Source organism: Pseudomonas crudilactis (assembly GCF_013433315.1).
GTDB classification, from domain to species: domain Bacteria; phylum Pseudomonadota; class Gammaproteobacteria; order Pseudomonadales; family Pseudomonadaceae; genus Aquipseudomonas; species Aquipseudomonas crudilactis.
Window position 1 is genome coordinate 23225 of record NZ_WXVV01000038.1, and the last position, 25630, is coordinate 48854.

The 25630-nt window shown below is 58.8% G+C and carries 20 protein-coding genes and 1 pseudogene; 9 read left to right on the top strand and 12 right to left on the bottom strand.

The features are described 5' to 3' along the window. Positions 1-29 precede the first annotated feature (29 nt). Positions 30-626, top strand: coding sequence for a LysE family translocator (locus tag GTU76_RS29100; RefSeq protein WP_180700203.1), 597 nt, complete (start codon positions 30-32; stop codon positions 624-626). 10 nt (positions 627-636) lie between these two features. On the opposite strand, the gene GTU76_RS29105 is transcribed toward GTU76_RS29100, so the two are convergent. Beyond that, positions 637-1407 carry an AraC family transcriptional regulator gene (locus tag GTU76_RS29105; RefSeq protein WP_016987712.1) on the bottom strand — a complete coding sequence of 257 codons (771 nt, stop codon included), beginning with the start codon at positions 1405-1407 and terminating at the stop codon, positions 637-639. 231 nt (positions 1408-1638) lie between these two features. On the opposite strand from GTU76_RS29105, the gene GTU76_RS29110 reads away from it, so the two are divergent. From GTU76_RS29110 to GTU76_RS29130, 5 genes are all read left to right on the top strand, one after another. Further along, on the top strand, positions 1639-3264 hold the full coding sequence (locus tag GTU76_RS29110; protein ID WP_175554075.1) for an APC family permease: 1626 nt from the start codon (positions 1639-1641) through the stop codon (positions 3262-3264). 22 nt (positions 3265-3286) lie between these two features. Then, on the top strand, positions 3287-4213 hold the full coding sequence (locus GTU76_RS29115; protein ID WP_180700204.1) for a 4-hydroxyproline epimerase: 927 nt from the start codon (positions 3287-3289) through the stop codon (positions 4211-4213). 55 nt (positions 4214-4268) lie between these two features. After that, entirely contained in the window at positions 4269-5216 is a 948-nt protein-coding gene (locus GTU76_RS29120; protein WP_007916052.1) for a dihydrodipicolinate synthase family protein, read from the top strand. Positions 5217-5288: 72 nt separating this feature from the next. Next, complete coding sequence (locus tag GTU76_RS29125) at positions 5289-6881, top strand: aldehyde dehydrogenase (NADP(+)) (protein ID WP_180700205.1); 1593 nt, start codon at positions 5289-5291, stop codon at positions 6879-6881. Beyond that, the gene (locus GTU76_RS29130; protein WP_180700206.1) at positions 6871-8136 is read left to right on the top strand and encodes an NAD(P)/FAD-dependent oxidoreductase; all 1266 of its coding nucleotides are present in this window, start codon (positions 6871-6873) and stop codon (positions 8134-8136) included. Before GTU76_RS29125 ends, GTU76_RS29130 begins: the two co-directional genes overlap by 11 nt. Before the next feature lie 117 nt (positions 8137-8253). Here the strand turns inward: GTU76_RS29130 and GTU76_RS29135 are convergent, their stop codons facing one another. After that, positions 8254-9192 (bottom strand): LysR family transcriptional regulator, encoded by a 939-nt coding sequence (locus GTU76_RS29135; protein WP_016987707.1) that lies wholly within the window; start codon positions 9190-9192, stop codon positions 8254-8256. Between the two features lie 120 nt (positions 9193-9312). Between GTU76_RS29135 and GTU76_RS29140 the strand changes: the two genes are divergently transcribed. Continuing rightward, positions 9313-10239 carry an alpha/beta hydrolase gene (locus GTU76_RS29140; RefSeq protein ID WP_180700207.1) on the top strand — a complete coding sequence of 309 codons (927 nt, stop codon included), beginning with the start codon at positions 9313-9315 and terminating at the stop codon, positions 10237-10239. Positions 10240-10349: 110 nt separating this feature from the next. Here GTU76_RS29140 and GTU76_RS29145 read toward each other — a convergent pair whose 3' ends face one another. Beyond that, the gene (locus GTU76_RS29145) at positions 10350-11276 is read right to left on the bottom strand and encodes a Gfo/Idh/MocA family protein (RefSeq protein ID WP_180700208.1); all 927 of its coding nucleotides are present in this window, start codon (positions 11274-11276) and stop codon (positions 10350-10352) included. A 185-nt stretch (positions 11277-11461) separates the two neighbouring features. Between GTU76_RS29145 and GTU76_RS29150 the strand changes: the two genes are divergently transcribed. Both GTU76_RS29150 and GTU76_RS29155 read left to right on the top strand, forming a co-directional pair. After that, positions 11462-12511, top strand: coding sequence for an NAD(P)-dependent alcohol dehydrogenase (locus GTU76_RS29150; protein ID WP_175554067.1), 1050 nt, complete (start codon positions 11462-11464; stop codon positions 12509-12511). 123 nt (positions 12512-12634) lie between these two features. Continuing rightward, entirely contained in the window at positions 12635-13330 is a 696-nt protein-coding gene (locus GTU76_RS29155; protein WP_281368156.1) for a tRNA (adenine(22)-N(1))-methyltransferase, read from the top strand. A 259-nt stretch (positions 13331-13589) separates the two neighbouring features. Here GTU76_RS29155 and GTU76_RS29160 read toward each other — a convergent pair whose 3' ends face one another. The 9 genes and pseudogenes from GTU76_RS29160 to GTU76_RS29190 all read right to left on the bottom strand — a co-directional run. Continuing rightward, a complete protein-coding gene (locus GTU76_RS29160) occupies positions 13590-13994 on the bottom strand; it encodes a hypothetical protein (protein ID WP_016987702.1) in 405 nt (134 codons plus the stop codon). After that, on the bottom strand, positions 13994-18715 hold the full coding sequence (locus tag GTU76_RS29165) for an RHS repeat-associated core domain-containing protein (RefSeq protein WP_180700210.1): 4722 nt from the start codon (positions 18713-18715) through the stop codon (positions 13994-13996). The genes GTU76_RS29160 and GTU76_RS29165 overlap by 1 nt, the downstream gene beginning before the upstream one ends. Positions 18716-18824: 109 nt before the next feature. Beyond that, entirely contained in the window at positions 18825-19088 is a 264-nt protein-coding gene (locus tag GTU76_RS29170) for a PAAR domain-containing protein (RefSeq protein ID WP_007918680.1), read from the bottom strand. Positions 19089-19180: 92 nt separating this feature from the next. Further along, positions 19181-19522 carry an immunity protein Imm33 domain-containing protein gene (locus GTU76_RS29175; RefSeq protein ID WP_016987534.1) on the bottom strand — a complete coding sequence of 114 codons (342 nt, stop codon included), beginning with the start codon at positions 19520-19522 and terminating at the stop codon, positions 19181-19183. A gap of 203 nt (positions 19523-19725) precedes the next feature. Beyond that, positions 19726-20232: a DUF4265 domain-containing protein gene (locus GTU76_RS29180; RefSeq protein ID WP_016987535.1), complete on the bottom strand. Its 507-nt coding sequence runs from the start codon at positions 20230-20232 to the stop codon at positions 19726-19728. Positions 20233-20243: 11 nt separating this feature from the next. After that, the gene (locus GTU76_RS29185) at positions 20244-23630 is read right to left on the bottom strand and encodes an RHS repeat-associated core domain-containing protein (protein ID WP_343057672.1); all 3387 of its coding nucleotides are present in this window, start codon (positions 23628-23630) and stop codon (positions 20244-20246) included. A 9-nt stretch (positions 23631-23639) separates the two neighbouring features. After that, a pseudogene (locus tag GTU76_RS30460) lies at positions 23640-23879 on the bottom strand (DUF6531 domain-containing protein); the annotation flags it as partial. Then, complete coding sequence (locus GTU76_RS30185; RefSeq protein WP_246376174.1) at positions 23867-24865, bottom strand: hypothetical protein; 999 nt, start codon at positions 24863-24865, stop codon at positions 23867-23869. The gene GTU76_RS30185 and the pseudogene GTU76_RS30460, both read right to left, overlap by 13 nt. Beyond that, positions 24862-25630: DUF2345 domain-containing protein (locus tag GTU76_RS29190; RefSeq protein WP_180700211.1), on the bottom strand; the 769-nt coding region annotated here is incomplete at its 5' end. The genes GTU76_RS30185 and GTU76_RS29190, both read right to left, overlap by 4 nt.

A 25630-nucleotide genomic window follows, 5' to 3' on the forward strand; every position in this document is an offset into this window, starting at 1 on the left:
CCTGTTTTCATTTTCAGGAAATCCGGATCATGGCGTCATTACTGCCCTTTCTGCTGTTTGCTTTCGTTGCCTCGATCACGCCGGGGCCGACCAATATTCTGGTGTTGAGCCACAGTTCGCGCCAAGGCCTGCTCGCCACGTTGCCGATCATTTTTGGCTCTTGCGCGGCGGCGGCACTGATTGTGCTGGTGGTCGGCCTCGGTGCCGGCGAAACCTTGCTGCGCTATCCGCGCGTGCAACAAGCCATGGCCTGGGGCGGTGTACTCTGGTTGAGCGGGCTGGCGTGGCAGATCTTTCGCAGTGCGCCGCCGTCGCTGGACCCGACGGATACGCAGGAAGAAGGTTTCAGCGTACTGGGCGCCGCCATGCTGCAACTGGTCAATCCCAAGGTGTGGATGATGGCCATGGCCGTGGTCAGCGTGTTTGTCGGCGGTGGTGACAAGACCCTGCGGCTGCTGGTGTTGTCGCTGGCGTTTCTGTTGGTGTCGTTGCCATGTATGACGTTGTGGGCGTTGCTGGGTGTGGGCAGCGCGCGATTGATGGGGTCGCCCAGGGCGTTCAAGCGGATGAACACGGCACTGGCGTTGTTGTTGCTGCTCTCGGCATGGCTGACAGTCTTGGCGTAACTCCACTTCATCAGGGGGAAGTGGCCTGCCGATACTCGCGCGGCGTAAAACCGGTCGACGCCTTGAACTGGCGGGTGAAGGCGCTGTGATCGGTGTAGCCGCATTGCAGCGCCACATCGGTAATCGGCAGGTCGGTGTGCAGCAAGCGGTGCGCGTGTTCGAGGCGTACTTTCTGGATCATCTGCCGTGGCGTCAGGTGGAACACCCGTTTGCAGTAACGCTCCAGTTGCGCGACTGAAATGCCGGCGATTCGGGTCAGTTCACTGAGGGTGACCCGACGATTGAAATGCGCGCGAATATGCTCATCGACAGCCGCCAGCCGCTCGAACGCCGGATGGGTTTCACTGGCCGATTGCAGGTCCACCGAAATCCCCGCCAGACCAATGATCACCCCGTCACGGTTGTACAGCGGCTGCTTGTGCGTCAGGCACCAACCCGGTTCGCGACTGCCGTACAGATGCAGCTCCAGTTGGTCCTCCAGTACAAAGCCTTCTTCCAGCACCTTGCGATCCTGCTCGGTGTAGCCCGGCCCGAGTTGCGCCGGGAACACCTGCGCACTGGTTTTGCCAAGCAACGGACGCAGATCCTTCAAGCCGCAGCGTTGCACCAACGTGCGGTTGGCGAGCACGTAACGGGCCTGCACATCCTTGATGAAAATCGCCGCGTTGGGGATCACATCGAGCATCGGCAACAACAGCGCGGCGCCGGCCAAGAGTTCCTCAAGTGTCTGCGGGCGATGCCCATCAATGCCTTGAGCCAGGATCGAAAACGCCTGCTGCATCAAACAATCCCCTCGTAACGTGGATGGACAAAGCGCCTGCCATGCGGCCTTCGCGTGCAGATTGCAGCATCGTTAAAGACCTGTCGAGGGCCACGTTTCGCCAGTGCGATTGTGCTGATTTCGTCATCGAAGCCACCGCAAAACATCAATCGCCACACCATCGATGAGTTCAAAGTCTGGCCGTCCCAGTGACACAACTGCCTATCCAATAACTCACAAGAAGGCGATGCCATGTCAGGCCAAGGCAAGTTCAAAAAACAGCTTTCACTGATCGACCTCACATTTATCGGGCTCGGGGCGATCTTCGGTTCCGGCTGGTTGTTCGCGGCCAGTCATGTGTCCGCGATTGCCGGGCCGGCGGGGATTTTCTCCTGGCTGCTGGGTGGTTTTGCCGTGTTGTTGCTGGGCATCGTCTATTGCGAGCTGGGCGCGGCATTACCGCGTGCCGGCGGCGTTGTGCGCTATCCGGTTTACTCCCACGGGCCGCTGCTCGGCTACCTGATGGGCTTCATCACCCTGATCGCGTTTTCCAGTCTGGTGGCGATCGAAGTGGTTGCCTCACGCCAATACGCAGCAGCGTGGTTTCCAGAGCTGACCAAGGCTGGCAGCGGCGACCCGACGATTCTCGGCTGGATGGTGCAGTTCGGCCTTCTGTGCGTGTTTTTCCTGCTCAATTACCGCAGCGTAAAGACCTTCGCCAAGGCCAACAATCTGGTCAGCGTGTTCAAGTTCATCGTGCCGCTGTTGGTGATTGGTGTGCTGTTCACTTTCTTCAAGCCGGCCAACTTCCACGTGCAAGGATTCGCCCCGTTCGGCTTGTCCGGTATCGAAATGGCGGTGTCGGCGGGTGGCGTGATTTTCGCGTATCTGGGGCTGACACCGATCATCTCGGTGGCCAGTGAAGTGAAGAATCCGCAGCGCACAATTCCCATCGCACTGATCCTCTCGGTGCTGCTGTCGACGTTGATTTATGTGCTGCTGCAAATGGCCTTTCTCGGCAGCATCCCGACCGAAATGCTCGCCAATGGCTGGGCCGGTATCAGCAAGGAGTTTTCCCTGCCTTACCGCGACATCGCCCTGGCATTGGGCGTGGGCTGGCTGGCCTATCTGGTGGTCGCCGATGCGGTGATCTCGCCGAGCGGCTGCGGCAACATCTACATGAACGCCACCCCGCGCGTGATCTATGGCTGGGCGCAGACCGGCACCTTCTTCAAGGTCTTCACGCATATCGATGAGAAGTCCGGGATTCCGCGTCCGGCGCTGTGGCTGACCTTCGCCCTGTCGGTGTTCTGGACCCTGCCGTTCCCGTCGTGGGAGGCGCTGATCAACGTGGTTTCCGCTGCGCTGGTGTTGAGCTACGCCGTAGCCCCTGTGACCGTGGCCGCGCTGCGCCGCAACGCGCCGAATATGCCGCGCCCGTTCCGGGTCAAGTGCATGGGTCTGCTCGGGCCGGTGTCGTTCATCATCGCCGCGCTCATCGTCTACTGGTCGGGCTGGAACACCGTGTCGTGGCTGCTCGGTCTGCAAATCCTGATGTTCGTTGTGTATCTGCTGTGCGGCCGCTTCGTGCCGACCGCTCACCTCAATCTGGCCAGCCAAGTGCGTTCCTCGGCGTGGCTGATCGCCTTCTATGCGGTGACCATCGTGTTGTCGAAACTCGGCACCTTCGGCGGTCTCGGCATCCTCGCCCATCCGTACGACACCCTCGTCGTCGCAGCCTGTGCCACTGGCATTTACTACTGGGGAGCGGCGACCGGCGTACCGGCGCACCTGCTGCGTCTGGAAGAGGACGACGAAGAAAGCGAAGTCGCCGCCCCGGCCTCGAGCGTGTCTGCGCGCCCTGCCGGCGCCTACTGAAATCATCCAACGGGATCTATTCATGAAACAACTACACGTCATTGATTCCCACACCGGCGGTGAACCCACGCGTCTGGTGATGAACGGCTTCCCTGATCTGCCCGGCAACAGCATCGCCGAAAAACGAGACGCCCTGCGCACTGAGCATGATCAATGGCGCCGCGCCTGCCTGCTGGAGCCGCGTGGCAACGATGTACTGGTCGGCGCGCTGTATTGCGAGCCGGTCTCGCCGGACGCGACCTGTGGGGTGATTTTCTTCAACAACGCCGGGTATCTGGGCATGTGCGGCCACGGCACCATCGGCCTGATCAACTCGTTGCATTACCTGGGGCGAATCGAACCGGGCGTACACAAGATCGACACGCCAGTCGGCCCGGTCAGCGCCACGCTGCATGACGACGGAACCGTCACCTTGGGCAACGTACCCGCCTATCGACATCGCAAACAGGTGCCAGTGGATGTGCCGGGATTCGGGCGAGTATTTGGCGACATCGCCTACGGCGGCAACTGGTTTTTCCTCGTTTCCGAGCACGGCCAGACGCTGACCATGGACAACGTCGAACACCTCACGGCGTACACCTGGGCCATGCTCAAAGCCCTCGAAGACCAAGGCATTTACGGCGAGGACGGTGCCGTCATCGATCACATCGAACTGTTCGCCGATGACAACGAAGCCGACAGCCGCAACTTCGTCATTTGCCCCGGCAAAGCCTACGACCGCTCACCGTGTGGCACCGGCACCAGCGCCAAACTCGCCTGCCTTGCGGCCGACGACAAACTGCAAGCCGGGGCCACGTGGGTGCAGGCGAGCATCACCGGCAGCCAGTTCGAAGGTCGCTTCGAATGGGACGGCGAACGCATTCGCCCGTTCATCACTGGCCGCGCCTACATGACCGCCGACAGCACCTTGCTGATCGACGAAGCCGACCCGTTCGCGTGGGGCATCTGAGCCACCGCGCTGACTTTTCACCTCAAATTGAATGATGTGCCAAGGAGTTAAAACAATGAGCGACAACATCTTCACCGGTTGCATGCCGGCCCTGATGACCCCGTGCACCGCCCAACGCAAACCGGACTTCGATGCGCTGGTGGCCAAAGGTCGCGAGCTGATCGATATCGGCATGAGCGCCGTAGTCTATTGCGGCTCGATGGGTGACTGGCCGCTGCTGACCGAAGCCGAACGTCAGGAAGGCGTGGCGCGTCTGGTCGCCGCGGGGATTCCAACCATTGTCGGAACCGGCGCAGTCAACTCTCGTGAAGCGGTTTCCCACGCGGCCCACGCGGCAAAAGTCGGCGCGCAGGGTCTGATGGTAATCCCCCGCGTGCTGTCCCGTGGCGCTTCGGTCACTGCGCAAAAGGCCCATTTCGCCGCGATTCTGCAAGCCGCGCCAAACCTGCCGGCAGTGATCTACAACAGCCCTTACTACGGCTTCGCCACCCGTGCCGACCTGTTCTTCGAACTGCGTCGCGAGTACCCGAACCTGATCGGCTTCAAGGAATTCGGTGGTGGTGCCGACTTGCGTTACGCCGCCGAAAACATCACCAGCAAAGACGATGACGTGACCCTGATGGTCGGTGTCGACACGCAAGTGGTGCACGGTTTCGTCAACTGCAACGCCACCGGTGCGATCACCGGTATCGGCAACGCCCTGCCCCGCGAGGTGCTGCAACTGGTGGCGCTGAGCAAGCAGGCGGCCAAGGGTGATGCCAAGGCCCGTCGTCAGGCGCGAGAGCTGGAATCGGCGCTGGCGGTGCTGTCGTCGTTCGATGAAGGCTGCGATCTGGTGCTGTACTACAAGCACCTGATGGTGCTCAACGGCGACAAGGAATACACCCTGCACTTCAACGAAACCGATGCGTTGAGCGATTCGCAGCGGCGTTATGCCGAGAAACAGTATTCGCTGTTCCGTCACTGGTACGAGAACTGGTCGGCGGAACAGAACTTCGCCTGACACCGCAAGCCTCACCTGCCGCGATGCGTTGCGCTACGCGGCAGGCATTTCCCTCTTTATCAGGAAGACACCATGACTCTGACGGGCCACATGCTGATCGGACAGCAAACGGTTGCTGGCCATCGCGCCGCCATTCGCGGGATCAATCCGGCTACCAATGAAACGCTGGAGCCCGCGTATGCCGGTGGATCGGCCGAGCATGTCGAACAGGCCTGTGCGCTGGCCTGGGCAGCGTTCGATGTTTATCGCGAGACGGCGCTGAATGTTCGCGCTGAATGTCTCGAAAGCATTGCCATGGAAATCGAAGGCCTAGGCGATGAACTGATCGACCGCGCCCACGCCGAAACCGGCCTGCCGCGTGCGCGCCTGCTAGGTGAACGCGGGCGCACTTGCCAACAATTAAGAATGTTCGCCCGCACGGTCCGCGCCGGTGAATGGCTGGATGTACGCGTCGACAGCGCACAACCGCAACGCCAGCCGTTGCCACGCGCGGATCTGCGTCAGCGTCAGATCGCGCTGGGGCCGGTCGCGGTGTTTGGTGCGAGCAATTTTCCGCTGGCATTTTCGGTGGCGGGCGGTGACACCGCGTCAGCATTGGCCGCCGGTTGCCCGGTGATCGTCAAGGCGCACAGCGCGCATCCCGGCACCAGCGAACTGATCGGTCGCGCGGTTGCTCGGGCGGTAAAAAACTGTGGTTTGCCGGAAGGCGTGTTCTCGTTGCTGTACGGTTCCGGCCGCGAAGTGGGCATCGCACTGGTCACAGATCCACGGATCAAAGCGGTGGGTTTTACCGGTTCGCGCAGCGGTGGCCTAGCGCTGATTCAAGCGGCGCAGGCCAGACCCGAACCGATTCCGGTGTACGCGGAAATGAGTTCGATCAATCCGGTGCTGCTGTTTCCGGCGGCGCTGGACAATCGCACGCAGGCGTTGGCTGAAGGGTTTGTGGCCTCGCTGACACTGGGTGCGGGCCAGTTCTGCACCAATCCGGGTTTAGTCATCGCCTTGAAAGGACCGGCGCTGGACAAGTTTATCGCCGCAACCGCCGAGATCATTCAACGCAGTCCGGCGCAGACGATGCTGACACCGAACATCTTCAGCGCTTACGAATCGGCCGTGAATGCGCTGGCCGAGAATGCCAGGGCGAACATCGCGGGTGCTGGTCAGAGCGGCAACGGCCCGAACCAATGTCAGGCCCGTGTTTTCGTGACCGAGACCGCCGACTTTCTTACCGATCACCGCCTGCAAGCCGAAGCCTTCGGTGCAGCTGCGCTGATCGTGCAATGCGAAAGTGAAGCTGAAATCCGCCAGGTGACCGAGCATCTGGAGGGTCAGTTGACCGCGACATTGCATCTGGATGACCAAGACCTGCAACAGGCGCGTGCTTTGCTGCCGACGCTGGAGCGCAAGGCCGGCCGCTTGCTGGTCAACGGCTGGCCAACCGGGGTCGAAGTGTGTGACGCAATGGTGCATGGCGGGCCGTTCCCGGCCACCTCGGACGCGCGCACGACATCCGTCGGTACGGCGGCGATCCTGCGTTTCCTGCGCCCGGTGTGCTATCAGGACTTCCCCGACAGCTTGTTACCTGACGCATTGAAACAAGGTAATCCGCTGCAATTGCGCCGTCTGCTCGATGGGCAAAGGGAAGCGCAGCGCCATGACGAATAACGTTTCCCACGACATCGCTGTGGTCGGCGCCGGCATCATCGGCGTCGCCTGTGCACTGCGTCTGGCTCGCCAGGGATTGCGCGTGGTGGTGATCGATCAGCAGCCACCCGGCCACGGCGCCTCGTTCGGCAATGCCGGACATCTGGCGACCGAACAGGTGTTTCCGATTGCCGACGCGTCCATCCTCAAGCGCCTGCCCGCCATGTTGATGGACCCGATGGGGCCGTTGCGGCTGGACTGGCAATACCTGCCGCGCGCCTTGCCATGGTTCACTCGGTTGTTGCTGAATCTGCGCCCGGCGCCTTTTCAGAACACCGTGGCAGGCTTGCGCGCGCTCAATGAAAGCAGTCTTGATGCGTGGCAGCGCTTGCTCGCCGACATCCAGCGGCCTGACCTGCTCAAGGTCGATGGCTCGCTGTTAGTGTTCGAACGCCACGAATCGCGTCAGGCAATCCAGGCATTACAGGCTCGCCTGCATCAGCAGCAGGTGCCGGTCGATTACTGGCAGTCCGGCGCCATACGCGAAACCGCGCCGCAACTCAGCGAACAGATTCAGGGCGGCTTGTTCTTCCCACGCACAGGGCACTTCATGGACCCGTATCGCGTGGTGTGTGAATTGGTCGAAGCGGCCAAGGCCAGCGGCGTGAGCTTCGTACAGCAGCAGGTTCAGGGTGGCTATGTGCAAGAGCACGGGGTGACGCTGACCACCGGCAATGGCGGTCTGACTGCCAGCCGCGTGCTGATCGCCTGTGGCGCACATTCGGCGAAACTCACCGCCGCCCTCACCGGCAAAAAAGTACCGCTGGACACCGAGCGCGGTTACCACCTGATGCTGCCTCAGGAACACGACCGACTGCCCTTCCCCGTGACCTCGCTGGAACGCAAGTTCATCATGACGCCGATGGCCAAAGGGTTGCGTCTGGCCGGCACCGTCGAGTTCGCCGGTCTGGAAAAACCGCCGAGCATGGAACGCGCGTGGCAGTTGCATCGGTTGAGCCAGGGTCTGTTTCGCAAGGATCTGAGTGCTGAAGCGGCGACGCCGTGGATGGGTTTCCGACCGTCGTTGCCGGATTCGTTGCCGGTGATTGATCGGGTCTGTGGAGGTAAGGTGTTGCTCGCTTTTGGGCATCAGCATCTGGGGCTGACGCAAGCGGCGGTGACGGCGGAGATGGTGGTGCGTATGGCTCGGCCGGCAACGACGCATCAGGCTATAGATCTGACGGCAGATGAACGCTTCAGACTCGATCGTTTCTGAACGGCGGGTGCAGATGCAGTTTAGCGTCTGCACCCGAGTGATCGGTTGCAATGCTTCTTTCAGCGCTCCTGACGACATTGCAACTATCCGCTCCGCCGGGAGCATAAGCCGCCCTTTTCATAAAGCGCCAATATCATCAACCGGACATTGTTCCCACGGAGGGCAAGGCGACCACGCGTCCAGGAGCTTATCGATGAACAGTCGGATCTTGGGAGAAAGGTGTCGCTTGCTGGGATAGATGATACGGATGGGTTCTGCTGCCTCAGCATATTCCTCGAGCAGTTGAATAAGCTTACCGCTGCGTAGTTGGTGGCTCACCACGTACGACGGCAGTGTCGCAATACCCAAGCCCGCCATCGCGCACTCGTGCAGCGCTTCCGCGCTGTCCATCTGTAGCCGCCCACCTTGAGTGAAGGCAACCGCTTGGCCGTCTACTCGAAAATTCCATGGAAGTAATCGTCCCCCGCTGACGAAATGCAGACATTCGTGCGTGGACAGTTCTTCGGGCGTTTGCGGCCGTGGATGCTCAGCCAGATATTGGGGTGAAGCACAGGTGATCATCTGCTGGTACGCCACGGTGCGTGTCAGCAATCGAGAATCCTCTTTGGGCGGGCCAATACGCATGGCCAGGTCAAACCCCTCATCAATGAGGTCTACCAGTCGGTCGGAAAACGTAACGTCGACACTTAGCGAAGGCCAGTCCTTCAGACAGCATTCGATGTGGGGGAGAACGTGAAGCCTACCCAGCGCGACCGGCAAACTCATACGCAATCGCCCACTGGGTGTCGAGCGACGAAACGCCAGTGCATCCTCGACATCGTCAAGATCTTGAAGGATGCCAACACAGCGCTCGTAGAGTACCTGCCCGTCGTCCGTCAGGCTCAGACTGCGGGTTGTGCGGTTGAGTAACCGCACTTGCAATCTGGCTTCCAGCCTGACAATCGATTTACCCACTGCCGAACGAGTGAGACCTAATTGCTTGGCAGCTGCGGTAAAGCTTCCGGCATTTACCGACCCCACGAAAGCCGCGATATCGTTCAGGTTATGAATTTCCATACTTTCTCACTCGCTCAACGTTCGGGCGCCACGGCACTTGCTATGGGGAACCCTATTCCCCAATCAAGAGAATAGTATCTCAATTAGCCAATCCAATGCCCTCCTTCAAGCGAGATCACTATGAATACGAAAGTAAAAGCAGCCGTTCAAACCTGGGCCAACAGCCTGAGCGATTTGGTACCTGTGCTGAAAGGAATTGATACCACCACGAAAATGAGCGATATCCGCGACTCCTACGCAAGAATGCTCGCGCAAAATCCAGCGCCCACCGGCGTCAGGTTCGAAGCAGTCGACATGGGCGGTGTTCCAGGGACCCTGGTGACACCCGATGAAGTCAAGACCGACGCAGTTGTGATGTACATCCATGGCGGCGCGTACATTGTCGGCCGTCCAGATGGCTACCACGGCATAGGTGGCAACTACGCGAAGATGCTGGGTGCTCGTGTATACATGCCTGACTACCGCCTGGCCCCGGAGCACAAATTCCCCGCCTCCATCGACGACACACTGCGCGCCTACGAGTGGTTGCTTGAGCAGAAAATCCCGGCTGAAAAAATCGCGTTTTCCGGCGAGTCGGCTGGCGGCGCAATGGTTGTAAGCGTGATGGTGGCTGCCAAATCCAAAGGGCTTGCGTTACCTGCGGTGGGTTCTTCGATCTCGCCTTGGGCAAACCTCGAACACACCGGCGCCTCTATGAGCAACCGCGAGGACCTGGATCCGCTGAATTCCAAGCCTGTTCTGGATATTCTTGCTAGAACATTCCTTGGCGAGACACTCGCCAACCATCCTCTGGCATCGCCAGTTTTCGCGGACGTCACTGGACTCCCACCTATTCTGGTACAGATTGGCGAGAACGAATTGATGCTGAGTGACGCGATGCGGCTTGCCACCCACCTGGCGGACAACCGTGTCCGAGTCAATCTCGAGGTATGGCCTGCCATGTTCCACGCCTGGCACTTCTACTCTGCCATGCTGCCAGAAGGTCAACAGGCAATGGAGAGCTCAGTACGTTTCATTGAGGCAGGTCTGGCCGAAGCCAATCGCTGAAGAGAAATTCAGACCGCGGGAGCTTTTCAGTTCCCGCCGTTCTGCCTTCAATAGAGCGTCGGCAAGGAAAACAAGTAAAGAGCGATTGACCGGATATGTTGCCCACCGCACTAATCGTAAAACGCCTCAACCAACACCCGACTCCCCACAAAAAAACTGTCTGCCACCAAGCGCAACGGCTGCACATCCAAGTCACTGGCCTTGTCGCCAATCAGCTGCTGAAAATGCCGATACACCGCTGCGTACTCACCCTCCTCCGACACCGCCTGGCGCACACCGTCAATGCTCAACAACGCCCCGCCGTTTTCCAGACGCAGAACACCCTCGGCACAACGAACTTCGATACTCCACAGCTCATCATGGCCATGGTCAAAATCAAACTCCGCGCGCACATCGAGGCGGCCGGCGTCTGACATTTTGATCGACGCGGCAATCGGCGACTGGCAGTTGTTCGGTACGCGCAGCTCAGCCGATTCGACGAACAGTGGCAACTTGAGCAAATGAGTGACGATCGACAAGGCATTGATGCCCGGATCGAACACACCGAGGCCGCCGGGTTGCCAGATCCAGGTCTGCCCGGGGTGCCATTTGCGTACATCTTCTTTCCAGTCGATCTGCACGCTTTGCAAAGTGCGCGAGGCGAGCCAGTCGCGAGCGGCTTCGATCCCGGGCGCATAGCGTGAATGCCAGGCAAACAACGCGCTGACGCCCTGCTCTGCGGCCTGATCGACCAAGGCCAATGCCTCACCCAACGTGGCACACGGCGGCTTTTCCACCAGCACATGTTTGCCGGCGGCCAACGCTTGCTGCACCAGCGCGAAGCGCCCTTGCGGCGGCGTGCAGAAGGCAATTGCATCCACCGGCGGGCCGTTTTTCAGCAGCTCACCCAAGGATTGGAAGTTCTCAACGCCCGCGCAGGGCTTGCCTTGGGTGGCGACGGACACCAAGTGGAAGGCGGGATTGGCGAGGATTGCCGGGACGTGTTGATCCTGGGCAATCTTGCCGTAGCCCACCAGACCGAGACGGATTGGTTGCATCAATGACTCCGCTTTTGTTTTGTTTTAGTCAGAGCGGCAGATTACCTGCAAACACCACGAGCGTCTGTCCGCGCAATGTCACAACCGCTCACAGGATCAGGCAAGGATCGCACAGGAATGCACTACTGCTCGGTGCGGCAGAACAGCAAGAATGTCGCCACGACAAACCGATTGAGGATGTTTCCATGCTTGTACAAGCCTACGGCGCCCACGCTGGCGACAAACCCCTTGAGCCGATGCAGATCAACCGCCGCGCGCCGGCCGCCCATGATGTGCAGATCGATATCGCCTTCTGTGGCATCTGCCATTCCGACCTGCACCAGGTGCGCGCGGAATGGGCCGGCACGCAATTCCCGTGTGTACCGGGGCACGAAATCGTCGGCCGCGTGTCGGCCGTCGGTGCCCATGTTTCGGACTACAAGGTCGGTGATCTGGTCGGCGTCGGTTGCATCGTCGACAGCTGCAAACATTGCGACGACTGCGAAAGCGGTCTGGAAAACTACTGCGACGGCATGATCGGCACCTACAACTTCCCGACTCCGGATGCACCGGGCTGGACACTGGGTGGCTATTCGCAAAACATCGTCGTGCATGAACGCTACGTGCTGCGCATCCGTCATCCCGAAGCGCAACTGGCCGCCGTCGCGCCACTGTTGTGTGCCGGCATCACCACCTACTCGCCACTGCGTCAGTGGAACGCCGGCCCCGGCAAGAAAGTCGGCGTGGTCGGCATCGGTGGCCTCGGTCACATGGGCATTAAACTGGCCCATGCTCTGGGCGCGCACGTTGTTGCGTTCACCACCTCTGAATCCAAGCGTGAAGCAGCCAAGGCGCTGGGCGCCGATGAGGTTGTGGTGTCGCGCGATGCCGAAGAAATGGCCGCGCACGCCAAGAGTTTCGACCTGATCCTCAACACCGTCGCGGCGCCGCACGATCTCGATGCTTTCCTGGTGCTGCTCAAGCGTGATGGCGCCTTGACGCTGGTCGGTGCGCCGGCCACCTCGCATCCTTCGCCGAACGTGTTCAACCTGATCATGAAGCGCCGCACGATTGCCGGTTCGATGATCGGCGGCATTGCGGAAACTCAGGAAATGCTCGATTTCTGCGCCGAGCACGGCATCGTTTCCGACATCGAACTGATCCGCGCCGACCAGATCAACGAGTCCTACGAGCGCATGCTCAAGGGCGACGTGAAATATCGCTTCGTGATCGACAACGCGACGTTGGCGGGCTAAGCCTCGGCGCCCATTGGCCGTTCAGCGCGGTCAATGGGCCATTGAATTCCGTCGCCGGGATTTGACAGGCCCGGCGTTGCTCGCCAGAGTCGCACCCCTTTGCCTGCCATCAAGGGGTTGCCGTTGAACGAACAGACATTGTCCATGCGCCTTGAGCGCGTGGCTGCACACGTGCCGGCCGGCGCGCGGCTGGCCGATATCGGCTCGGATCACGGCTATCTGCCGGTGGCGCTGATGCGCCGTGGCCTGATCGCAGCGGCCGTGGCGGGTGAAGTCGCGTCGACGCCGTTCCATGCGGCCGCACGCACCGTGCGCGAGAATGATCTGCAGCAGCACATCAGTGTGCGCCTGGCTGATGGTCTGGCGGCCATCGAACCTGACGACGGGATTACCGCCATCACGATCTGCGGCATGGGCGGTGAGACCATCCGCGACATCCTCGACAGCGGCAAAGCCCGTTTGAGCGGCAAAGAGCGCCTGATCCTGCAACCCAATGGCGGCGAACAACCCTTGCGCCAATGGCTGATGGAAAACGGTTACCGGATCCTCAGCGAAGAACTGCTGCGGGAGAACCGCTTCCACTATGAAATCATCGTTGCCGAGCGCGCAGCCTCCGTGGCCTACACCGATCAAGAACTGTACTTCGGCCCGCTACAGATGCAGGCACGCAGTCCGGAGTTTCTGGCCAAGTGGCAACACAAGCTGCGCGAAAAGCAGAAAACCCTGAGCCAGTTCGCCCGGGCGCAGCAGGCTGTGCCCGAGGCGAAGGTACGAGAGATCACGTGCCAGGTTGAATGGATTGCGCAGTTGCTGGCTTGAGAAGCCGGCCGCAGAGGTGCGCATGCCGGTGGAGACACGGCCCGAGCGGGCCTGGAATCCCGCGAATGGCGATGGCGACATTGGCGTTGCTCAAGCCGTGATCAACGCTCGCGATCAGCGTTGATTACAGGCCGGCATTCGCCAAACCCTGGCGCATCCCCTGATCTTTCCTTTAAAAAATGCAGTTGAGTACCGTGCCACATTCGCGCGTTAACGGGAGTTCAAGTGTCCCTGCGAAGTGATACTGCCCTCCCTTTAATTACAGTTGCGGGAGATCAATATTGTTCTTGCGAAGAATCGACGAAATTTTTTCTATGAACTTGACCGGCAAATCGGTTGAAGCGCCATATATATCGACAATTCCGACCTCGACTGCGCTATCCACCACATGACGAAAATCGTCAATATCTTGAGAGGGAATCGATTGTTCAAGATCTGACGGCATATCATCTCCTCTTCCATTGAGCGGCAACAACGCACCCTTTTGCTCCCAGTCAGCCAAGCCACCGCCATCAGGAAAACTATCCAGGTGGGCCGTCAATTCATCGATGGCCTCGTGTCGAATAGACTTTGCTTCGCAATAAGCCCTTAAAAGCTTTGATGCATAGCGTTGTAAATTTCTCGGGGAGAGAGTTTTGAGCTCACGTGAAAACTCTGACGTCATTACTTTCCTCCGCAGCCGCTGCCGCCGACTACATTCAAATTAAACTTCTTCACTAAGGGATTACACACTGAGCACGGCGGTTTGTCCGTGCCATGTACACCGCTGGTGCTGCTTTTGCCCCTCACATTGGCCACTGAAATTTCAGCGCCGTCCAGATCCAGGCCTTTATTTTTAGCCCTGGCGATTGCATTGACCTCTGCACATTGCGCATCAAACTCATTGGGCGGGATACCTTTAAGTGCTTCATTGACCTCAGGATTGGAAACGCCACCCTGGTTTCGACCTGTGACCACTCGCCCGTCTTTGGTCACTATCACTGCCACCGTATTCGGACGTTTTGATGCTGGCAGTTTCTGCGCCTTGTCTGCAAGCCTACTGGCTGGCGTCTTGCCTGTCAGGCCTTCAGGGTCAACCCATCCGACAGGGTTTGGAGCATAGGCAAACAGGTTCCACCCACCTGCATAGCTGACTGGATCCTTACTGATGAAACGTCCGGTTCGCGGATCGTAATACCGATGCCGGTTGTAATGCAGCCCCGTCTCATGATCGTGATACTGCCCCTGAAACCGTATCGGGTTCATCACGCCATGCTGCCGCGCCCATTCCGAGCGCTGTTCTGTGACCTGTCCCCACGCCTTGTACTGCGCGGTCCAGGCGATGTCGCCTTGCGCGTCCGTCAATTCCTGCGGAGTGCCCAGGTGATCGCATTGATACCAGGCCAACGCATCAAAGGGTAATGCCGTAGCCTCGCGATTCCACAATGGGTCTTCATCGAGACTGTATTCACCAGTGTATTGCGGTTGGTTTATCAGGTTGATCGGAGCGTGGCGCACCGCTTGCGCGACGGGGACGAAGGAGCCCGGTTCGAAGATGTAGTGAACCGTGCGACCCGGTTCACCATCGCTTTGTGCAGGGCTGCTTTCAAAGGCGAGGGTGTCGCCATCCCAACCGTACAAGGTAAAGCCGCAGCCGAGTTCGCGCTGTTTGCGCGCGTGTTCGTTTCTGTTCCAGAGAGAGCCTGCTTCTGGACGCTGTTTGTAGTGCGCGCGGGAGTTTTTGTGCAGGCGGCGTCCCAGTGCGTCGTAGGCGAAATCCACGCTCAGGCGCGGGTCTTCGAAATGCACCAGTCGATCAAACAAATCCCACTGCAGATCACTGCGTTGGCCGTTGTGCCAGCGCTGGATCTGGTTGCCGCGTTCGTCGTAGTCGTAATGCGTGCCGGCGTATTCGCGCAGCAGGTTGTCGACCAGTTTGCTGCGTGGTGGTGTCAGGTCGAGCGGGCGGCGAATTTCTGTTGCCTTGTCGTCGAGCAGGTTGCCGGCCGGGTCGAAGGCGAAGGTTTCCACGCCTTGACGCGTTGCGGCGCTGAGCAGTCGGCCGACCGGATCGTAGCGATAGGCGAGCGGGCCGCGGCGGCTGTCGTTGATGTCGGTCAGTTGGCCGGCAGCGTCATATGTGTATTCGCGTTTGAGCAGCGTGGATTTGTCGTCGCTGCGTCCCAGCAACTGTTCCTGCAAACGGCCGGCCGGATCCCAGCTCTGGGTTTGCAGCAGGTGGTTGCCTTGATGACGGGCGACTTCGCGGTGCAGGTCATCACGCTCGTAGCCGATCAGTTCATGCTCATCCAAGCGCATGCCCAGCAGGTGGCCGCTGCCGTAAGTCAACCAGCTGACGCGGTGGCCGTCGGGGCGCACGGTGGCAACTCGTTGGTTGAGCACGTCGTACTCGTGCTGCCAGATCGCGACGGTGGGTTTTTCCAGGCCGAGGTAATGCTGGTGCTCGCGCAGCAGATTGCCGGCCGGGTCGTGGAACCATTGCAGGCGGCTGTCGGCGTTGTCGGCCAGCACCAGGTTGCCGTTGCCATCGTAGGCGAAGGTCTCGCTTTGCGACTGGTCGCCCAGAGTGGCGCGACGTTCAGTCAAGCGGCCCATCGGGTCGAAGCTCAGCGAGATGACGCGTTGGCCATTGATCGATTGGGCGAGTCGACCGGTGTCAGCATCGTATTGATAGCTCGTGATGCAGCCATCAAAGCCGGTTTCGTCCAGCAGGCGACCTGCCGGATCGTAGTGAAAATGCGCCCGTTGTTCGTTCTCGTTTTCCAGGGCCAATAAACGACCGAGGCGATCCCAGTGGTAGTGCAGAGCTTTTTCGTTGGCATCAATGCGTTCGTCAATCAACCCTGCCGCGTTGTAGCTCCATGTGGTGCAGCGATCCAGGCCATCGACATGGGTTAACAATCGACCTTCGGCATCGCGCTCAAAGCGCTCTTCGGTCTTGTCCGGGTGCTTGATCAGCACCAAGTGTCCAGCCTTGTATTGGTACTCGGTGCTGTTCCCGGCGGCGTCGGTAAAGCAGACAATTTGCCCCAGTTCGTTATATTCCCAGGCACTGGTCTTGCAGGAGCAATCAACGTATTCCAGCAACTGGCCGGCGTCGTTGTAGGCCAAGGTCTTCTCGTTGCCGTTGGCATCCTTGATCACCGTGGGCTGACCGGACTTGCTGTAGGCGTACTCGGTCTTGTTGCCCAGTGGATCGACACTTTCAACGAGGTTGCCCTGGTCGTCATAGGCACGCAGCCATTGACCGCCCTCGGCATCGCTGATCTTGATCAGCATGTCCTGATCGTCGTAGGCGTAGTGCATCACCGTGTGATCGGCGCGAATGTGCTCGAGCAAGTTGCTGCGCTCGTCAAAGCTGAAGCGATCGGTACTGCCGTCGGCATTCACATGGCGAACCACGTTTTTTGCTTCATCGCGAAAGAACCACTCCGAGCGCTCATCCGGGTAGCGAATGCGGTAGGTGTAGCCAAGGATGTCGTAGTAGTGCCACGTCTCATTGCCGAGGGCATCGGTGACGTAGGTCAGACGAATGTTTTCGTCCCACTCCAGGCGCGTGTCGAAACTGCCGTCATCGGCCCATTCGCGGATGGCTTTGGCCTTGGCGCTCTGGCCATCCCACTGCAGATTCATACCGCGCCCGGTGCGGTCGGTGTAACGGGTGATCAGGTGATGCTCGAACTGATACGACCAGACTGCGCCGTTCTCGTCCTGCGCCTGAATCAGATCGCCATAGGCATCGTAATGGTAAGCACAAAGCTGTCGTAGTGGCTCGCCATCAACGATCTCCCAGAGGCCGATAAACCGACCGTGATCATCGATCATCGTGCCAAGGTGCAGATGCACCTTGCTGGTGTCGTTTTCCTGATAGGTGATCAGGTCCGAGAGCACCGCTTGTTCGCCAAGTCGATGCTCGTAATGCAGCATGATTCCGGCGCCGCTACGCAACGAGATGTTGCTCAGCACATAGCGCTGGCCCCGTCGCACGTAGCTTTCCTTGCGTTCGAAACCGCGGCACAACAATAGTTGATCTTCACTGGCACGAACCAGCGTGATGTTCTCGATGGCGTCGTAGTGGAACAGTCCGACTCCGGGCAACGGATAGCTGTGGTTGCGGCCGTCGACGTCGTAGAACGTCAAGCCATCGTCGACGCAGTCAAACCGTGTGCTGAACTCGTTGATCCAGCGGGCACCGAGTTCGCTCTGATCGTAGGCGCCAAGGCGTGAATTATAGGTACGCGTCCACTCGATCGGGAACGGCCCGGACAGGCTGAAATCGGTATGGCTGAAGCTCTCCGAACCCAACGCAAAACTGATGCTGTGAGCGGTAGTGGAACAGGCGCAATTTTTCTTCGGTGCGGGCGCGTGTGTTGCTGGAGCTTGTTGCGCGGTGGCTTCCAGCCTGCCCTCACCGGCCTTGTGCTGAGCTTTGGACGTAGTGCCGGGTTTGACACTGGCGCCTTGACCATGAGAACGCCGCTTACGCCAAGTCACCACGGCACCTGCGAGCATTTGCAGCAGCCAACCGATGGAGTGCTTGACACCGGGATCGCCCAGTTTCTTCATCTGGGTTCGCAGTTCCGTGCCCATGGTGCGCAGCATTGACGTGTTGCTCAACACCAATGCCTTGGCACTGTCGGGCAGCAGGTTCTTCGCAGCGGTGTTGGCGACACCTTTTCCTGCAGCCTTGTAGGCACTGAACGCGGCACCGAAAATATTGCCAATGGCCGCCTTGGGGTTGTGCAGTAATTGACCACTGGCCGCACTCATCTTCGCACTCGCGGCCTTCATGTCGCCTTTTGCGTCGAGCTTGCCGTTGACTACGGTTTCCAGGCCCTTGGCAATCTCGTTTACTGCTTTCTGACCTAGCTCGCCTGCGTCGTCAAGAATGCTCGCCAGCTTGGGTTTGGCCTGTTCGACGAAGTCATCGATGGTACCGACGATGGTGGCATTCAAATGTCCGATCAGGACTTCTATCAGCGAGTCACCCAACAACATTTTTGCGCTGTTGCGCAGTTCCTGACGGACCAGTGACAAGGTCGGACGCAGGGTCATGCGCGCCGACGCCATGGTCGGCGGTGCCGGCAGCACACCGATCAGATTGATGCCCAGGCTGACCCAGTCGAGGACTTGCCGCTGCTTGCTTTTGGCCAGCGTGACGATATCTCCGAGCGCATCCACCAGGGCCATGATGTTGCCCACGACCGGCAACGCGCCAGCGACGTTCTTGACGCGTTCAAGGGTGACCACGCCACCGCTGATCGATTGCAGCCAGGCGTCAAATTTCGCTGCCCCGCGCCCGACGTCTTTGATGTCGATGGTGTTGAGCGGCACGACCGCTACTTGCGGCTCACGTTTTTTCGCAACAGCGGTTTCAGTGGTCATTGCAGTTTCTCACCCGTCAGAGGTCCGTTCTCAGGAAAGTGATTGAAAGCGTTTGTCCGTGCAGGTCAAACGCCACGCCGCTGGCTCTCCATCAGCGGCATTGCAGCATTCAGCTGACGACCGCGCCTTTCGGGCCACTGGCAATCAGCGCAGCGCCGCAGGCGGTTTTCATGCCATCTAGCGCGATGGGCGTGCCATCGACGGTGTAAGTGCTGCTGCCCTCGGCAATCGGGAATATTCCTTTGCACAACGGGCAACTGACTTTGTGACCGACCCCGGCAATGGGCTTGCCGTTGAGGTCAGTCTGGGAGAAAGCTTCGAGGACCTTGCCACCGTGAGTGGTGGAGTCGCCCAAGCGAATGGCGTCTTTCATGTTGTCACTCCTTTGACCAAGCTGCTGATATTCCAATTGATCCACGGGATCAATCAAATGCGAAACCGGGGGTGAACCGGCTTCAATATTTCTTACTCAGCCATCCAGACGTCTTCATAGCCGGCTGTATCAATGATGAATTTTGCGCCAGTGGGCAGACAAAGATAATTCACAACATGAGGCAACATTTCACTTAGGTGGTGAACATGGACAGGCTTGTAAAAATCATCCGCCGCCGAGTACTCACCGCAGTGGATGAACCAACTGATATTACCGGCCTCGGGCAATTGCACTCTTGTGCCGTATATCGGCGACTGGCCAAGCGAATCAATAGCAACCGCGACCATCTCTTCGGGCGGTTGCACAGGCATTCCATACTTGCTACAGATTTTTGTCTGTGCCTGATCCGGATAAACAGCTTCAGCCTTTTGCATTAATCAGATCCCTAGCTTGGTTTCCATACATTTTGAATAAGACGATGCATGCCAACCCTGTTTTCTTGAGCAGACAGGGCAATGTGACTGCACAGCCAACAATGAGGACTGCGTAACATCGTTAGGATATTAATAGGGACAGACTACGATTAATAAACTCCAGATCGCGGCCTGTCTCCACTCCCCCCTTAGGGCTTACTCAATCAATGAGCTAGTAGTGGTAAAGAAGCCAATGACAGGCACTCCCCTAGACGAGATGACTCAATATCTGAGTGCTGCAGACAAGCATCCTCATATGCAATATTTTCCCCATCAGCAATATTGGACAAATATCTGTCGATTGCGAAAAAATCACAATCTGAGGGAATATCCACTGTAAACAGCGACATTTCCTGACTAACTGAGCACGAGGCACCGAACTGATGAAGATCAGCGATTATTTTACTTTTCTCTTCAGTATCACTGGCAAAAACTCTGACAGTCGAATGGCCACCCTGTTTTGCGACACGCACAGCTATCATCTCATCGCCACTGGACTTTACCTGCACGGAATCTCCCTTACTCACGCCATAAACGTAATAGGGAGTATTGTCTAAGGTATAGGTGCCATCACCGGCATAGATACCCCAAATCGACTCAGCAGATACAGGAGGATAATCATCCTCGTCAGGCGTTAACTCAAAGACAATCTTGTGAAAAATATCTTTCATACTTTATACGCTCAAGGTGGGGAGCCGCCTAGACGGTTGATTATTTTGTAATCCGGCTTGATTGAATCAGAAGCTTCACGATTACAACGGCGACATAGAATCTGGGTATTACCCTCATCGTTTGCGCCTCCCAATGAATCAGGTTGAATATGATCGAATTGTCGTTCATTCGGTGGCGGAGTTACACCCCTCTGGCTCTTTTGACCAGGAACTACTGTGATCAAGCACTTCTCACATGATTCCACTCCGTGAAATTGCTTGTTCTCGATAGCTACCTTCGTTTTCACCGACTTCGGAATACGCGCTAGACCTAACGGGTCGATCCATTGCACCGGATTTGGTGCATATTCGTAGGCGTTCAATCCCCCTGCGAGACCGATCGGATCTTGATTTATAAAACGTCCGACCGAAGGATCGTAATAACGATATCTATTGTAATGTAGCCCTGTCTCATGATCGTGATACTGCCCCTGGAACCGAATTGGGTTCATCACACCATGCTGCCGCGCCCACTCCGAGCGCTGCTCCGTCATCTGCCCCCACGCCTTGTACTGCGCGGTCCAGGCCATGTTGCCTTGGGAGTCGGTCAGCTCCTGCGGCGTGCCGAGGTGATCACACTGGTACCACGCCAACGCATCAAACGGTAATGCCGTTACCTTGTGATTCCACACCGGATCTTCATCAAGGCTATATTCACCGCTGTAATCCGGCAAACCGATCAGATCGATTGGCGCATGCCGTACAGCCTGAGCGATCGGGACGAAGGTGTCTGGCTCGAAGACATAATGAACCGTGCGACCCGGCTCGCCTTCGCTTTGCGCCGGGTTGCTTTCCCAAGCGAGGTTGTCGCCATCCCAACCGTACAAGGTGAAGCCGCAGCCGAGTTCGCGCTGTTTGCGCGCGTGCTCGTTTCTGTTCCAGAGAGAGCCTGCTTCCGGACGCTGTTTGTAGTGCGCGCGCGAGTTTTTGTGCAGGCGGCGTCCCAGTGCATCGTAGGCGAAATCCACGCTCAGGCGCGGGTCTTCGAAATGCACCAGTCGATCAAACAAATCCCACTGTAGATCGCTGCGTTGGCCGTTGTGCCAGCGCTGGATCTGGTTGCCGCGTTCGTCGTAGTCGTAGTGGGTGCCGGTGTATTCGCGCAGCAGGTTATCGACGAGTTTGCTGCGCTGTGGCGTCTGATCCAGTGGTCGGCGAATTTCTGTCGCCTTGTCGTCGAGCAGGTTGCCGGCCGGGTCGAAGGCAAAGGTTTCCACGCCTTGACGCGTCACGGCGCTGAGCAGTCGGCCAACGGGATCGTAGCGATAGGCGAGCGGGCCACGGCGGCTGTCGTTGATGTTAGTCAGTTGGCCGGCCGCGTCGTAGGTGTATTCGCGTTTGAGCAGCATGGATTTGTCGTCGCTGCGTCCCAGCAATTGCTCCTGCAAGCGACCAACCGGATCCCAGCTTTGGGTTTGCACCAGGTGGTTGCCTTGATGGCGGGCGATTTCGCGGTGCATGTCGTCGCGCTCGTAGCCAACCAGTTCATGATTGTCCAGTCGTAGACCTAGCAAGTGTCCACTGCCGTAAGTCAACCAACTGACACGGTGGCCGTCTGGACGGGTCGTGGCAATACACTGGTTTAGTACGTCGTATTCGTGCCGCCAGACCGCGACCACCGGGCTGTCCAACCCCAGATAGTGTTGGTGCTCACGCAGAATATTTCCTGCCGGATCATAAAACCATTGCAGGCGGCTGTCGGCGTTGTCGGCCAGCACCATGTTGCCGTTGCCATCGTAGGCAAAGGTTTCGCTTTGCGACTGGTCGCCCAAGGTCGCGCGACGTTCGGTCAAACGGCCCATCGGGTCGAAGCTCAACGAGATGACACGTTGGCCATTGATCGATTGGGCCAGGCGACCGGTCAGTGGGTCGTACTGATAACGAGTGCTGCGCCCGTCAAAGCGGCGTTCTTCCAGCAGACGTCCGACCGGATCGTAGTGAAAGAGCGCGCGTTGTTCGTTTTCGTTTTCCAGGGCCGTTAGCCGTCCGAGACGGTCCCGACGATAGCGCAGTGTTTGTTCCGCGGCATCGACACGCTCGGTGATCAAACCGGCCGCGCTGTAGCTCCAGGTGGTGCAACGATCGAGACCGTCGGCGTACGCCAATAAACGACCTTCGGCGTCGCGCTCAAAGCGCTCTTCGGTCTTGTCCGGGTGCTTGATCAGCACCAGTTGGCCGGCCTTGTATTCATACTCGGTGGTGTGTCCGGCAGCGTCGGTGAAGCAGATCATCTGCCCCAGTTCGTTGTATTCCCACGCGCTGGTTTTGCCCGAGCAATCGACGTACTCGACCAGTTGCCCGGCGTCGTTGTAGTCGAGGGTTTTTTCGTTGCCGTTGGCGTCCTTGATCGCGGTGGGCAGGCCGGATTTGTTGTAGGCGTATTCGGTTTTGTTGCCCAGTGGATCGAGCGCTTCGACCAAGTTGCCTTGGTCGTCATAGGCGCGCTGCCACTGACCGCCCTCGGCGTCGCTGATCTTGATCAGCAGATCCTGATCATCGTAGGCGTAATGCACCACCGTGTGATCGGCGCGGATGTGTTCGAGCAGGTTGCTGCGTTCATCGTAGCTGTAGCGATCGGTGCTGCCGTCGGCATTGACGCGGCGCACGATGTTCTTCGCCTCGTCGCGGAAGAACCATTCCGAACGCTCGTCGGCGTAGCGAATACGGTAGGTGTAGCCAAGGATGTCGTAGTAGTGCCAGGTCTCGTTGCCAAGGGCATCGGTGACGTAGGTCAGACGGATGTTTTCGTCCCATTCCAGACGCGTGTCGAAGCTGCCGTCGTCGGCCCATTCGCGCACGGCTTTGGCCTTGGCGCTTGAACCGTCCCACTGCAGATTCATGCCGCGCCCGGTGCGGTCGGTGTAGCGGGTGATCAGGTGATGCTGGAACTGATACGACCAGACTGCACCGTTCTCGTCCTGCGCCTGAATCAGGTCGCCATAGGCATCGTATTGGTACGCACAAAGCTGTCGCAACGGTTCGCCGTCGACGATTTCCCAAAGACCGATAAACCGACCGAGATCGTCGATCATCGTGCCTAGGTGCAAATGGACTTTGGTGAAGTCGTTTTCCTGATAGGTGATCAGATCCGAGAGCCGCGAGTGTTCGCCGTGACGATGCTCGTAATGCAGCATCACTCCGGCGCCGTTGCGCAGAGAAATGTTGCTCAGCACATAGCGCTGGCCACGGCGGACGTAGGTTTCCTTACGCTCGAAACCACGGCACAGCAACAGCTGATCTTCGCTGTTGCGGACCAGGGTGATGTTTTCGATGGCGTCGTAGTGGAACAGGCCGACTTTTGGCAGTGGATAGCTGTGGTCGCGGCCGTCAGCGCCGTAGAACGTCAGGCCATCGTCCACGCAGTCAAAACGTGTGGTGAATTCGTTGATCCAGCGAGCGCCGAGTTCACTCTGATCGTAGGCGTCGAGGCGGGAGTTGTAAGTGCGCGTCCATTCGATCGGGAAGGGGCCGGGCAGGCTGAAATCGGTGTGGCGGAGGCTTTCCGAACCCAGGGCAAAGTTGATGCTACGACAGGTGCCCGGACAGGGGCCGTTCTTTCTCGGATTAGCCGCTTGAGCGGCCGGAGCCTGGAGACCTACGGCGCCCAGTCCGCCCTCCGAAGCCGTCCGCTTGGCTTGGCTTGACTGGTCTGGTCCGGCTTGACTCCAGCGCTCTGCCCATGAGCATTGCGCTTACGCCAAAGAGTGACCGCACTGGATAAAATCAGCAGCAACCAGCCAATCGAGTTCTGGACCGATTCATCGTCCAATTTGCTCAATTGTGTACGTAACTCCGGCCCCATCGCCCGCAGCTTCGCTGTCTCGCTGGCAACCCTTTGCTTGATCTCGTCAGGCAGCAGATGATCCGCCGCGCTATTGGCCAATCCTTTGCCTGCCGCTTTGTAGGCGCTGGAGGCGGCACCGAAAATATTGCCAATCGCCGCAAGTGGATCATTGAGTAACTGATCGCCGGCGGCACTGATCTGTTGACCGGCAGCCTGCGCATCCCCCTTGGCATCCAGCTTGCCATTGGCCACCGTATCGAGACCTTTGGCGATCTCGTTGATGACATCCTCACCTAGCTTGCCAGCGTCCGCCAAAATCCCCGGCAGCTTGCCTTTGGCCTGTTCAACGAAGTCATCGAGGGTGCCGATGATGGACTCGTTCAAGTGGCCGACCAGCACTTCGATCACCGAGGTGCTGAGCAACATCCTGCTGCTGGCTTTCATCTCCTGACGCACCAGAAACAGCGTCGGACGCAGGGTCATGCGTGCAGCCGCCATCGCAGGTGGCAACGGCAGTACACCGATCAGATTGATGCCGAGACTGGCCCACGCCAGCAGGTCACGTTTCTGCGCATTCGACAAAGTGACAATGTCACCCAACGCATCGACCAGTGCCATGATGTTGCCCACAACCGGCAACGCGCCGGCGACGTTCTTGATCCGGTCGAGGGTGACCACACCACCGCTGGCCGATTGCAGCCAGGCATCAAAGGTTGCCGCACTGCTGGCGACGTCCTGAACGTCAATGGCATTCAGTGGAACGATGGCAACCTGAGGTTCACGTTTTACAGCAGCTACTTCAGTCGTCATGACAGCATCTCACCCGCCAACAGGCCCGGGGTTTTCAAGGAAGGTTTTGGCAGACTCGGTGCAGGCAGGCTCGGCAACTTGCCCGCCTTACCCGCCGCCCCCAAAATCCCCGACGCACTCGGCAACGCCGCACTCGCCAATTTCGGCAATCCGGCCACACCGCCCTGCACCACACCCTTCACCTGCTGCGCTGCTTGCATCGCACCTTGCGCGGACTGCACTGCGCTCATCCCTGTTTGCGCCATGTCCTTGCCTTTCTCCAACATCTCCCAGCTCTTGCTCGGCAAGACCTGCGCGACCATGGCTTGCACCTGACTCGGCACGTCTTCGGCCCCCGGTGGATTCAACGGCCATTCCGGCTTGCCGATGTAACTGCCATCGCTCCAGGTGTCTGCCGGATCCTTGCCGAACAGCACACGCGCCGGCCCCGGTGCAGCGCCGGCGACGCTGGCGAAACCCTTGCCGTCGAGCTTGCCCTTGATGCTTTTGCCCAGGGCGTCGATGACTTCGTAATCGCCCTCTTTGATGCCCTGACGCCCGGCGTATTGGTTGAACAATTCCAGGTTGCCCTTGCCCGGTTTCGGTGGTTCCGGGAATACCCCGGCGAGACTTTTCGCCCCGGTGTAGGCGAAGTTCGCCGCGTGCGCGGTGTACGGGCCGCTGGTGGCGTGGGTGATGCCGCCGGCGTTGTAAGTGGTGGCGCTGCCGCCGCCCTGGATCACCAGTTCGGTTTTCGCGGTGATGGTGATGCGGTCGGCGTTGGCG